Here is a 12,587-nt window from a genome sequence, read left to right as displayed (position 1 = left end):
TTTATTCTTCAATCTTCACTTTTTTATTTATAATTTCAATTTTATTTTCTGAAATAAGTTTAATTGCTTTAGGTAATAATATATGTTCTTTTTCTAATATTTTCTTTTGAAGAGTTTCCGCCGTATCTTCAAAAGAAACTGGCACTGCTTCTTGTAAAATAATTGCTCCCCCGTCTACTTCATTATTTACAAAATGCACTGTACACCCTGAATATTTAACACCTTTCTCAATTGCAGCTTCATGTACCTTTAGCCCATACATACCTGGGCCACAAAAGGAAGGAATTAAAGATGGATGAATATTTATCATCTTATTGCTAAATTTATTTAAAAGTTCCCCATTTAGAATAGATAAATATCCAGCAAGTACTATTAAGTCTACTTTTCCATCTGTCAATTCTAAAATTTTATCTGATTGATGTTCCCCAAATTCTTTTCTACTTACAACATGATATTCTATACCATGTTTTTTAGCTCTCTCTATTGCAAAAGCCCCTTCTTTACTGCTTATTACCATTTTTATTTCACAGTCTAATTCTTTATTTTCAACTGCATCAATAATAGATTGAAGGTCAGTTCCTCCCCCGGAAACCAGCACTGCTATTTTAAACAAACACCTTCACCTCCAGATGTTACATAACCTATTTCGTAAGCTCTTTCCCCCATTTCAAGTAGAACTTTCTTTATAGGTTCAACATCCTTTTCATTGACACAAAGTACAAATCCAATCCCCATGTTGAAGGTATTGTACATATGATCTTTATCTACTCCAAGCTCAACCATCTTTTCAAATATTGATGGTAATGGATAGCTTTCTTTATTTATAACTGCAGTTAACTCTCTACCATTAAACATTCTAGGTACATTTTCTATAAATCCGCCACCAGTTATATGTGACATACCTTTTATTTCATAATTTTTTAAGAGTTCAAGCACTGGCTTAACGTAAATTTTAGTAGGAGTAATTAAAGTTTTCCATACTTCTTTCCCTTCAAACTCCATATCTAAATCACTAAACAACTTTCTAACAAGTGAAAATCCATTAGAATGAACTCCAGAAGAAGCTATACCAATAAGCTTATCTCCTTCTTTAATTTTAGATCCGTCAATTATTTCATCCTTATCTGCTATCCCCACAGCAAAACCAGCTATATCATAGTCTCCTTCTTTATAAAAGCCTGGCATTTCAGCTGTCTCTCCACCAACAAGCGCACAATCTGATTGAAGACAACCCTCTGATACACCTTTAACTAAATCTGCTGCAACTTCTGCTTCAAGCTTACCGCAAGCTATGTAGTCTAAGAAAAATAATGGCTTTGCTCCATGACAAAGTATGTCATTAACACACATGGCAACGCAATCAATTCCTACTGTATCATACTTTTTCTTCTTGCATGCTATATCAAGCTTTGTTCCAACTCCATCTGTTCCTGATACTAAAACTGGTTTCTTATAGCCTTCTGGAAGCTCAACCATACCAGCAAAACTTCCAAGTCCATTTAAAACATATTTACTCATTGTTCTAGCTGCATATTCTTTTATTAGCTTAACGGACTTATATCCTTCTTCTATATTAACTCCCGATTCCTTATAAGTTATCATTTAATAATCCTACCTTTCAAGATGATCTTTTGATGTTTCAATTGGAGTCGCTACTGGATACTTTCCATTAAAACAACCTACACAGAATCCTTCTTTGCCTTCAAAGCATTTATACATTCCTTCCATGCTTAAGTAGCCTAAAGAATCTGCACCTATCATTTCACCTATTTCTGAAATAGTGTAATTTGCACCAACTAGTTCACTTCTGTATGGAGTATCAATTCCAAAGTAACATGGATACTTAACAACTGGAGATGCTACTAGAAAATGTACTTCCTTAGCTCCTGCTCTCCTTAACGATTCTACTAAGTGCTTTGATGTAGTTCCTCTAACTATAGAATCATCAATAAGTATTACTCTCTTACCATCTATATTAACTTTTAAAGGATTTAACTTTACAGCAACAGCCTTTTCTCTAATTTCTTGAGAAGGCGATATAAATGTTCTTCCTACATATCTGTTTTTAACAAAACCTATATCATAAGGAATTCCTGAAGCCTTTGAATACCCTATAGCTGCTGGTATTCCTGAATCAGGTACTGCTACTACTAAATCAGCTTCTATCTTATGTTCTTTAAATAATCTCTCTCCCGACTTTATTCTTGTATTATAAACGTCAAGTCCATCTATCATAGAATCTGGTCTTGCAAAGTATATGTATTCAAAAGCACAAGTTTGACAACCTGCATCTTCAGAATACTGGAATGATTCAATGCCATTTTCGTCGATTATTATCATTTCACCTGGCTTAACATCTCTAACATATTCAGCGCCTACAGCATCAAGAGCACAACTTTCAGATGCTAGAATATAAGCATTATCAACTTTTCCTATACAAAGAGGTCTTATTCCATGAGGATCTCTTGCACCAATAAGCTTATCCTTTGTAGCTATAACCATTGCAAAACTTCCTCTAATTGCTTGCATTGCATCAGTTACTGCTCTTTCTATACCCTTTTTTGCACCTCTTGCAATTAAAGTAGCTATTACTTCAGAATCTATTGAAGTATGGAAAATGTGTCCACCCTCTTCAAGTAATTCTCTTATCACATCTGCATTTACCAAATTACCATTGTGTGCTAAGGCAATAGAGCCTAACTTAGAACTAGCTAAAAGTGGCTGAGAATTTTCTACTGTATTTGCTCCTGTAGTAGAATATCTTACATGCCCTATAGCAACATGACCTTTTAACTTTTCTAAATCTTCCTTGCTAAATGCTTCTGTTATTAAGCCTAGCCCTTTATGCATTTCGATCTTTTCGCCATCACCTACTGCTATACCTGCACTTTCTTGCCCTCTATGTTGTAGTGCATATAATCCATAGTAAGTCATTCCTGCTACATCTAGAGGTGTACTTGAGAAAACCCCAAATACACCACATTCATCTTTAAATTTATCTAGACTAGGATCTAATATTAAATTAAAATCTGAATTTGTCATTAACTATTCTCCTTTAATTCTGTTTAATATTTCTATGTACGCACCTTCCACATTACCCATATCTCTTCTAAATCTATCTTTATCAAGCTTTTCTCCAGTTGTTGCGTCCCAGAACCTACATGTATCTGGAGATATTTCATCAGCTAGAACTATTTCTCCATTTTGTAACTTACCAAATTCTATCTTAAAATCAATTAGATTTATATTAAGTTTTGCAAAGAATTCTTTTAATAAATCATTAATCTTTGCTGTCATATCTAAGATTAACTTAATTTCTTCAAAAGTAGCTGCTCCTATTGCAACTGCGTGATATGAGTTTATTAATGGATCTCCAAGTTCATCATCCTTATAAGAAAATTCAAATACAGTTGTCTTTAACTTATATCCTTCTTCAAGGCCTAATCTCTTAGCCATAGAACCTGCAGCTATATTTCTAACTATAACTTCTAAAGGTACGATTTCAACTTTTTTACAAAGTTGCTCTCTATCATTTATTTTCTTAACAAAATGAGTCTTTATACCATTTTTATTTAACATTTCAAAAATCATTGTTGTTATAGCATTATTTAAAACACCTTTATTATCGATTTGAGCTTTCTTTACTCCATTAAATGCTGTTGCATCATCTTTATAATAAACGATAACTTCATCTTCCTTTGCTGTGCTATAAATCTTCTTTGCTTTTCCTTCATATAACATTTCTAACTTTTCCATTATAGTTCTACTCCCTCTCTATTTTCACTTATAAACTTTTCTTTCATCTTTAATCTTGCTTCTACTAATTTTTCTTTAATATCAGGATATTTTAGTGATAACATTTGTACCGCTAATAATCCCGCATTATAACTATTGTTTATACCAACTGTTGCAACTGGTATTGATTTTGGCATTTGTACTATTGATAGTAGTGCATCCATACCATCTAGCGCTGCTCTTACTGGTACTCCTATTACTGGAAGCGTTGTTTGTGATGCTATTACCCCCGGCAAATGAGCAGCAAGTCCTGCTCCTGCAATTATAACTTCACAACCTTCACTTTCAATTTTCTTAATAGTCTCAACTAGTTTTTCAGGCACTCTATGGGCTGATAATATAAATGCTTTATAAGAAACTCCATATTCCTTTAGAGCATTTGCAGCTCCTTTCATAACATCTGTGTCTGACTTACTTCCGAAAAATATTGCTACTTTCATAAAAGACCTCCCATTTATCTAAAATAATTTACTCCTGCTTTAAATATCTTTTGATCAAATTCCCCTGGTACATTTCTATATAAATCTGTGCCAATTCTTTCTGAATGAGCCATCTTACCAAATATTCTTCCATCAGGACTTGTAATACCTTCAATACCAAGCATAGATCCATTTGGATTATATGGCATATCTAATGAAACATCTCCATTAAAATCAACATATTGTGTTGCTATTTGTCCATTTGCTTCTAGTTCCTTAAGTAAACTTTCTGAAGCTACAAATCTTCCTTCTCCGTGAGATATTGCTACTGTATGAATATCATCTACATTTACTTCACTTAACCATGGTGATTTAACAGAATTTATCTTTGTTCTAATTAAAGATGACATATGTCTATTTATATTGTTATAAGTTAATGTAGCCATATCCTCTTCTATATCTCTAATTTCACCATAAGGAAGTAGTCCTAATTTAATCAATGCTTGGAAGCCGTTACAAATTCCTAGCATCAAACCATCTCTATTATTTAAAAGATCCATTACTGCATTTTTAATCTTTTCATTTCTAAAGACAGTAGCTATAAACTTACCTGAACCATCTGGCTCATCTCCAGCTGAGAAACCACCTGGAAGCATAATGATTTGTGCTGTCCTTATTTCTTCAGCTAACTTATTGATTGACTCTGTTAAAATTTCTTTATTTAGATTTCTTAAAATAACTTGTGAAACTTCAGCACCTTCCTTCAAGAATGCTCTAGCACAATCATCTTCACAATTTGTCCCAGGGAAAACTGGAATTACAACTTTAGGTTTTGCTACTTTTACTTTTGGAGAAATAGTGTTTCTCTTATTGTAAGTAGCTACTTTCACTTTTGTATTAGTTTCCTCTGTTTTAATTTTAAATACTGGGCTTAACTTTTCTTCTAAAGCTTTATCAAGTTCTTCAATTGCAAGTGCAATTTCAAATTCTTGTACTTTAATCACTTCTTCTTCTAAAGTTTTACCAACTACTTTATATAAACAATCTTTAAATACTTTTTGAACATTTACCTTTGCTGGTACTTCTAATAAAATGCTTCCATAGTTTAATCCAAATAACTCATCTTTTGAAAGGTTATTTATTTCAGTTCCAATTCTATTTCCTAGAGACATTTTAGTTATAGCCTCAGCTACTCCACCAAACTTTATTGTTGACGCTGATATAACTTTTTTAGCACCTATTAAGTCATATAATGTTTCTATATTCTTTTTAAACTTATCCATGTTTATTAAGCCATCTTCAAGTTTTTCTGTTTCAAGTAAAACTAATGTACTATTAACTTCTTTAAACTCTGGACTAATAATTTTATTAGCTTTTTCATATCCTACTGCAAAAGACACTAAACTTGGAGGAACATCTATATCCTCAAAACTTCCAGACATTGAGTCTTTACCACCTATTGCAGGTATTCCTAAATCCTCTTGCGCTTTATATGCTCCAAGTAATGCTGCAAATGGTTTACCCCATCTTTCAGGCTTTTTACCTAGTCTTTCGAAATATTCTTGGAATGTAAGTCTAGCTCTTCTATAATCTCCACCCATAGCTGCAAGTTTAGCTATAGATTCTATTACAGAATAGAAAGCCATGTGATATGGACTCCATGTTCCAAGCTCTGGATTAAATCCAAAAGTCATAAGTGATGCATCCTTGCTTTCTCCATAGAATACTGGAATTTTTGCTGCCATACCTTCTGCTGGTGTTTTTGAATATTTCCCACCAAAAGGCATAAGCACTGTTCCAGTACCTATAGTTGAATCGAAGGTTTCAATTAATCCCTTTTGAGAAGCTACATTTAATTTATGTAGATTTTCTATCCATTTTGATTTAACATCTACTTCATGAACATCACATGGGAATTCCTTAGGTGCAACTACCTTAACATTAGTCTTCTGAGTTGCTCCATTTGTATCTAAGAAACTTCTCTTAATATCCACTATCATCTTCTCTCTCCAGAAAAGTCTTAGTCTTTCAGTATCTGTAACCTTTGCTACAACCACTGCTTCTAAATTTTCTTCTGAAGAAAGTTCTATAAATCTTTCTGCTAAACTACTATGAACTACAACTGCCATTCTCTCTTGAGATTCTGAAACTGCAAGTTCTGTTCCATCTAAACCTTCATATTTTTTAGGAACCTTATCTAAATTTATATCAAGACCTCTACAAAGTTCTCCAATAGCTACTGAAACTCCACCAGCACCAAAGTCGTTACATCTCTTTATCATTTTAGCTACTTCTGAGTTTCTAAATAGTCTTTGAATCTTTCTCTCTGTTGGTGCATTACCTTTTTGAACTTCTGCACCACACTCATTTATAGAATCTTCTGTATGCTCTTTTGATGAACCAGTTGCACCACCTACACCATCTCTACCTGTTCTTCCACCAAGAAGAATTATAACATCTCCTACCTTAGGCTCTTCTCTAACTACATTTTCTTTTGGAGCTGCAGCAATTACTGCTCCAACCTCCATTCTCTTTGCAACATAGTTTGGATGATAAACTTCTGCTACTTGTCCTGTGGCAAGCCCTATTTGATTACCATATGAACTATATCCATGTGCTGCCTTTAATGTAATTGTTCTTTGAGGTAATTTCCCCTTTATAGTTTCCTCTACAGGAACTGTTGGGTCTGCCGCACCTGTAACTCTCATAGCTTGATATACAAAAGTTCTTCCTGATAATGGATCACGAATTGCACCACCTAGACATGTAGCTGCACCACCAAAAGGTTCTATTTCTGTTGGATGATTATGTGTTTCATTTTTAAACATTAAAAGGTATTTTTCTGTTCCATTATCTGTTTCTACATTAATGTTTATAGAACATGCATTTATTTCATCAGAAACATCTAGGTCTTCAAGCATTCCCTTTTTTCTCATTTCCTTCATTGAAATAACTGCTAGATCCATAAGTGTTATAGGTCTATCTGTTTTTCCATAGACATAATCTCTTGATTTTATATAAGCTTCATAGCTTTTTTTAATGGGTACTGTGAATTTATTTTCTTCGATTTCAACTTCTTCGATTGAAGTTGAGAAAGTTGTATGCCTACAGTGATCTGACCAATATGTATCTATTACCTTTATCTCTGTAATAGTTGGTTCTCTCATTTCTTCCTTAAAGTAATCTCTAATCATAACTAGATCTTCTATACTCATTGCAAGTCCTAGATCTTTATGCAATTTTTCTAGAGATTCTTTATCCATTTCTCTGAAGCCTTCTAAGATTTGTACATCGTTAGGTATGTTCATTGGAGATTCTAACTCTCTATTATTAATTTCTACTTCTCTTGAATCCACTGGATTGATGTAATATTTTTTTATTTTATCTATATCTTCTTTTGTTAAATTACCAATTAAAATAATTATTTTTGAAGATTTAACTTGAATTCTATCTTCTTCAGTTAAGATTTGAAAACACTCTGACGCTGAATCAGCTCTTTGATCGTATTGTCCTGGTAAGTATTCAACTCCAAATGCTATTTCTCCATCATTAATTTCTAAATTTTCTTCATATACTTTATCAACTGTAAGTTCAGAAAAAATTGTATATAAAGCTTTTTTATAATATTCTTCTTCTACGTCTCCTAAAGTATATTTATTTACTACTCTCACATTTTCTAATTTTTCTACTCTTAAATTACTTTTAAAGTCTTTTAATAAGCTTTTAGCTTCAACGTCAAATCCATCTTTCTTTTCGACGAATATGCATCTATTTTTAGACATTTAAATACCTCCAAACATTGATTGTCAATTTAACGAATGTTTTTTTGCTATTACATTTTATATTTCGTATTTCTATAATTAGCTTATCATTCCAACTGAACAATGTCAATATTACAGTTAAAAAACATAATATATTTCGCAGTATAACGAATTATATTAAAATCACACGCTTTAGTTATTCGTATTTTTAGACATTTCTCTTCATTTTCTATATTTTAGATGATCTAAAATTAAAAAAAAGCCAACAGCCTAAGCCATTGGCAAGAAACCCTACGCAACCTTAACGGTCAATAATATTATTCGCAAATTCTTACTGCTTTATTCAAATTTCTAAGTTATTGTTATATAAAATGAAATTATTTCATATAATAATAAATGTTGCTTATAAAATATTGACTTTTTATTAATGTAATGTATACTTTATATCGGGAAGTTTAATATATCACAACTTTTAGTTTACCTTTAGTAAACTTTTTTTATAATTTTGTCTTAAATTCTTACCTATAATAAGGTAATGCACAATTCTTTTGACAAAATGAACTAAATAACATTATCGTACAAATTAGGAGGTATATTTTATGGAATTATGGTATTCAGAAAATCAAACAGACAATGTAAAGTTCTCTATGAGAGTAAAGGAAACACTTTTTTCAAAAAAGAGTCCTTTCCAACAAATTGATGTAATAGATACATATGATTTTGGTAGAGTTTTAGTTATAGATGGTTGGACAATGATAACTGAAAAAGATGAATTCATCTATCACGAAATGATAACTCACGTTCCTATGACTGTTAATCCAAATATAAAAAATGTTTTAGTAATAGGTGCTGGTGATGGAGGAACTGTTAGAGAGCTTACTAGATTTCCATCCATTGAACATATAGATATGGTAGAACTAGATGAAGAAGTTGTAAATGCAGCATTTGAACATCTACCATTCACTTCTTCTAAATTGAAAGACGAAAAAGTTAGTCTTTATTTTGAAGATGGAATAAAATTTGTTGAAGGTCTAGAAAATAAATATGACCTTATAATAGTAGACTCTACTGATCCAATAGGTCCTGGAGAAGGATTATTTACAGTGGAATTCTATAAAAACTGCTATAAAGCATTAACTGAAAATGGAATATTAGTTAACCAAGGCGAAAGTCCTTATTATGATATGAACAGAAGAGAAATGAAAAGATCAAATAAGAAGCTTAAAGAAATCTTCCCTATTTGCGAAGTTTATCAATATGTTATTCCAACATATCCTTCTGGATATTGGTTCTTTGGCTTTGCTTCCAAGAAACTTCATCCAGTTAAAGACTACAACGAAGAATATTATAAGAGTCTTAACCTAAAAGACAGATACTATAATAGTGAGGTTCATAAAGCAGCTTTTGCTTTACCAAACTACGTTAAAGAATTATTAGAAGAATAAAAGAAAAGGATAAAACTTCTTTATGAAAGTTTTATCCTTTTAATTCTATAAGAATAATCTTGTTTCTATTCTTTTATCATAATTACTCCACTGCCCTTCAGGTATTCCTTCCGAAATAATATCTATTTTGTTCATAGTTGCATCTACATAATCCGCATAATGCACTACATAAGACTCTTCAGTTCTTGGTGCTACTGGAGATCCATATTCTAATTTACCATGATGCTGAACTATTATAGCTTTTATTCTTTCTTTATAGTCCTCTGAAAAGATATCCGGATTTTCAGAGAAAGCTCTCTCTATCATCTCAACTCCCATAACAATGTGACCTTCAAGGCTTCCACGCAATGTATATTTAAAAGGTCCATTATACTCCATTTCATAAACTTTACCTATATCATGCAGCTTTGCTCCAAGTATTGCTATCTCTTTATACCTACAATCATATCTATATGCTAAAGTTTTTGATAGATACATAACGTTTAATGTATGCTCAGCAAGTCCCCCTAGATAATTATGATGATTAAATACGCCTCCAATGGCATTTTTAAATTTTTCTATAAAATCTTCGTCTTTAAAAAAGTAATTATTTAATATTTTAGCTTCCTTTGATTTAAATTCTTCATTTGAGATTTCTTCTATTTCCCTCATTATATCTTCAATAGGTCTTTTAACACTTTGAAGGAAGTCCTTAATATCATATTTTTCTACAATCTTAAAATTATCTATCTTAAAGGGTTCAGCATATTGACCTTTTGTAAAAATCACATCTCCTTCCTTTATTTTTAGATCCTCACAGTTTATAATACACTTTATTTCTTTAGTATTATCACCTGCATAAGCCCAAATTAAAGGATTTTTAATATCTAATATTTTCTTTATCATTAAATTGATTTCTATTTTATCTCCCCAACAACAATCAACTAACTTTTTATTCTTCATAACACACACCTTCCTTACATAGTTTAGTATGCGTAAAAGTTTAAATTTAATGTTTCTTTAGTTCCAGTTTTAATCATTTTAGTACTCATTTCAATCTCTTTTCCTAAATAAAAAAAATAGTAACTAAAACTTCCTGTTACTATCTTTTCCCAAGCCAAATATCTAATTTTGCAAAACAGCATTAAAATCTAACTTTTTAGCTTTTAGCACTTTACTTATTCTCTCTTGTTCCATCTCTCTATAAATAGAGCTTCTTAAATCTAAAGCTGGCTTATAATCTTTCTTAATCATTAATATGCAATCAATTAATTCTAAAGCCCTGCTATACTCTTTTAAATCCTTATGACATAATACTCTAAGTAAATACGCATCTATATTTGTAGGCTTTGATATAGTTATATCCTTATAAATCTTGCAAGCTTCTCCATAATACTTATTTTCCTTATCCTTATTAAGCATTCTAAAGCTTAAAGCCCTATAGTAATATGCAGACATTAAACTAGAATCTTTAGAATCTTCTTCCTTAACTAGAACCTCAGAATTTTTAATAAGCTTATCATACTGTTTTGTGCTTAAATAATGGTTCATAATATAATATCTAGCTTCACGATCAACATTATCCCCTTCATAGGATATTGCTTTTTCTAAATATTTTATTGTATTATTAACATCATTTTCTTCAGCATATACCTTAGCTTTCTCAAAATTCAAATTTCTTAAATCTTCAGTTGAAGCTTCTGCCTTTTTATTTTTATTAAGCTTATATAATACATTTTCATAATCCTTTAGCTTAGTATCAATAGCTATTTTATCCTGCTTTAACTTCTCATTTTCAGGGAATAACTTCATTGCATAATCAATTACTTCTTTTGCTTCGAAGTATTTCTTTTTAATACAATGAACTTTAAATTTAATATGATATCCTTCCACTATTAATGGGTATTTTCTATTAAACTCATCTAAATCTTTAATAGCTGCATCATAATTTTCATATTTTATAAAGCCACAAATCTTCTTTAATCTATATTCCACATTTAATTTTTCTTCTTCTAGTTTACTTAATTCCTTATTCATTTGCTCCTCCTTATTATAATTACAGATAATTAATGATTTTCCACACATATAGTTATCACTTATAGCTGTCTTATAACTTATCCTTTAAACTTAACACCGATATAATTTCTTATATTATATAATATTTAAATCCAACTTTCCTTCTTATATCCATTTTTGTGACTAAAGTCCTTTAATGTTAAGACTAAGGTCCTAATTTAATTAGGACTTTAGGTATATGAACACGCAAAAAAAGCTGCGCTAATAAAAAAATATCTATTAACACAGCTCTTTCCCGCAGATTAAAGTAATAATTTTAGATTTTTCTCTAAAAGAACTCCTTCCTTTGTAGGATAATCATACTTTGAACTTTCCACTATACAAGAACTAACAAAATAATGAGCACATAATGCTGAATCATATAAGTTTAACCCATTTATCATTTTACCAATTAATACAGAAGTAAATATATCACCAGTGCCTGGATAGGACTTTTCTGACTTTTCCTTATAAAAAACATTAAAATCTTCTCCATTAAAAATTCCTATTCCCAAATGATTTTTAATATAAGATGGAATACTAGTTATTACTATTTTTTTAGCTCCAATCTTCAGTAGCTTCTTATAGATTCTTATAAGTTTTTCTTCTGTAAATTCTTCATTATAATCTTCTCCAGTTAAAAAACACGCTTCAGTGTAATTGGGTGTTATTATATCGCTAAAAGGAATTAACTTTTTAATGCTATTTACATATTCCATAGTAAAATTAGAATAACAAAGTCCTCCGTCACCAAATATAGGATCTAATACAACATTTGTTCCTTTATTTTCATTAATAAAATCAATTGATGATTTTATTGCATCTTCGCTGCCTAAGTAACCTACAAATAAAGTATCAAATGTAATTCCAATTTTTTTATAATGATTATTACATCCATCAATAAACCTAGGTAACTTTATCACTTCTGGCACCCCAAATCCACCAGTATGTGTAGAAAGGATCATAGTTGGTATTGGACACACTTCAACGCCCATTACACTTAAAACAGGTATTATATTAGTCAAAGCAGCTTTTCCAACTACACTTAAATCATGTATTACTGCTACTCTCTTTACTGGTTTCATACTATTTACTCCTCTTTCTTCTTTTAAAAAATTTATTGATTGCTTTAT

The 12,587-nt window shown here is 31.0% G+C and carries 10 protein-coding genes; 1 reads left to right on the top strand and 9 read right to left on the bottom strand.

Annotated elements, in window-relative coordinates; translation table 11 throughout:
* Position 1 precedes the first annotated feature (1 nt).
* The 6 genes from purN to H9661_RS13230 are packed head-to-tail and all read right to left on the bottom strand — an operon-like array spanning position 2 to position 7,996.
* Positions 2–613 (bottom strand): phosphoribosylglycinamide formyltransferase, encoded by a 612-nt coding sequence (gene purN / locus H9661_RS13255; protein ID WP_143315304.1) that lies wholly within the window; start codon positions 611–613, stop codon positions 2–4.
* On the bottom strand, positions 601–1,602 hold the full coding sequence (gene purM / locus H9661_RS13250) for a phosphoribosylformylglycinamidine cyclo-ligase (RefSeq protein WP_191769288.1): 1,002 nt from the start codon (positions 1,600–1,602) through the stop codon (positions 601–603). Before purM ends, purN begins: the two co-directional genes overlap by 13 nt.
* A 9-nt stretch (positions 1,603–1,611) precedes the next feature.
* On the bottom strand, positions 1,612–3,042 hold the full coding sequence (purF, locus tag H9661_RS13245) for an amidophosphoribosyltransferase (protein ID WP_191769286.1): 1,431 nt from the start codon (positions 3,040–3,042) through the stop codon (positions 1,612–1,614).
* A 3-nt stretch (positions 3,043–3,045) separates the two neighbouring features.
* Positions 3,046–3,756, bottom strand: coding sequence for a phosphoribosylaminoimidazolesuccinocarboxamide synthase (gene purC / locus H9661_RS13240; RefSeq protein ID WP_143315308.1), 711 nt, complete (start codon positions 3,754–3,756; stop codon positions 3,046–3,048).
* Positions 3,756–4,235 (bottom strand): 5-(carboxyamino)imidazole ribonucleotide mutase, encoded by a 480-nt coding sequence (purE, locus tag H9661_RS13235; RefSeq protein WP_143315310.1) that lies wholly within the window; start codon positions 4,233–4,235, stop codon positions 3,756–3,758. Before purE ends, purC begins: the two co-directional genes overlap by 1 nt.
* Before the next feature lie 14 nt (positions 4,236–4,249).
* A complete protein-coding gene (locus tag H9661_RS13230; RefSeq protein ID WP_191769284.1) occupies positions 4,250–7,996 on the bottom strand; it encodes a phosphoribosylformylglycinamidine synthase in 3,747 nt (1,248 codons plus the stop codon).
* 578 nt (positions 7,997–8,574) lie between these two features.
* On the opposite strand from H9661_RS13230, the gene speE reads away from it, so the two are divergent.
* Positions 8,575–9,420, top strand: coding sequence for a polyamine aminopropyltransferase (gene speE, locus H9661_RS13225; RefSeq protein ID WP_143315313.1), 846 nt, complete (start codon positions 8,575–8,577; stop codon positions 9,418–9,420).
* Between the two features lie 45 nt (positions 9,421–9,465).
* On the opposite strand, the gene H9661_RS13220 is transcribed toward speE, so the two are convergent.
* The 3 genes from H9661_RS13220 to H9661_RS13210 form a co-directional block, all read right to left on the bottom strand.
* Positions 9,466–10,362 (bottom strand): HD domain-containing protein, encoded by an 897-nt coding sequence (locus H9661_RS13220; RefSeq protein WP_191769282.1) that lies wholly within the window; start codon positions 10,360–10,362, stop codon positions 9,466–9,468.
* 162 nt (positions 10,363–10,524) lie between these two features.
* On the bottom strand, positions 10,525–11,436 hold the full coding sequence (locus H9661_RS13215; RefSeq protein WP_143315315.1) for a tetratricopeptide repeat protein: 912 nt from the start codon (positions 11,434–11,436) through the stop codon (positions 10,525–10,527).
* 281 nt (positions 11,437–11,717) lie between these two features.
* Positions 11,718–12,539, bottom strand: a complete 822-nt coding sequence (locus tag H9661_RS13210) for a pyridoxamine kinase (RefSeq protein WP_143315316.1) — start codon at positions 12,537–12,539, stop codon at positions 11,718–11,720.
* Positions 12,540–12,587 lie beyond the last annotated feature (48 nt).

Source organism: Clostridium cibarium, from assembly GCF_014836335.1.
In the GTDB taxonomy this organism is placed as follows: domain Bacteria; phylum Bacillota; class Clostridia; order Clostridiales; family Clostridiaceae; genus Clostridium; species Clostridium cibarium.
Note: the sequence above shows the minus strand (reverse complement) of the source record. Positions and strands in the feature narration are given on the sequence as shown.

Excerpts from the sequence above, each read along its gene's own strand:
- purM (WP_191769288.1), bottom strand. The coding sequence starts at position 1,602 with ATGATAACTTATAAGGAATCGGGAGTTAATATAGAAGAAGGATATAAG.
- purF (WP_191769286.1), bottom strand. The coding sequence starts at position 3,042 with ATGACAAATTCAGATTTTAATTTAATATTAGATCCTAGTCTAGATAAA.
- purC (WP_143315308.1), bottom strand. The coding sequence starts at position 3,756 with ATGGAAAAGTTAGAAATGTTATATGAAGGAAAAGCAAAGAAGATTTAT.
- purE (WP_143315310.1), bottom strand. The coding sequence starts at position 4,235 with ATGAAAGTAGCAATATTTTTCGGAAGTAAGTCAGACACAGATGTTATG.
- H9661_RS13230 (WP_191769284.1), bottom strand. The coding sequence starts at position 7,996 with ATGTCTAAAAATAGATGCATATTCGTCGAAAAGAAAGATGGATTTGAC.
- speE (WP_143315313.1), top strand. The coding sequence starts at position 8,575 with ATGGAATTATGGTATTCAGAAAATCAAACAGACAATGTAAAGTTCTCT.
- H9661_RS13220 (WP_191769282.1), bottom strand. The coding sequence starts at position 10,362 with ATGAAGAATAAAAAGTTAGTTGATTGTTGTTGGGGAGATAAAATAGAA.
- H9661_RS13215 (WP_143315315.1), bottom strand. The coding sequence starts at position 11,436 with ATGAATAAGGAATTAAGTAAACTAGAAGAAGAAAAATTAAATGTGGAA.
- H9661_RS13210 (WP_143315316.1), bottom strand. The coding sequence starts at position 12,539 with ATGAAACCAGTAAAGAGAGTAGCAGTAATACATGATTTAAGTGTAGTT.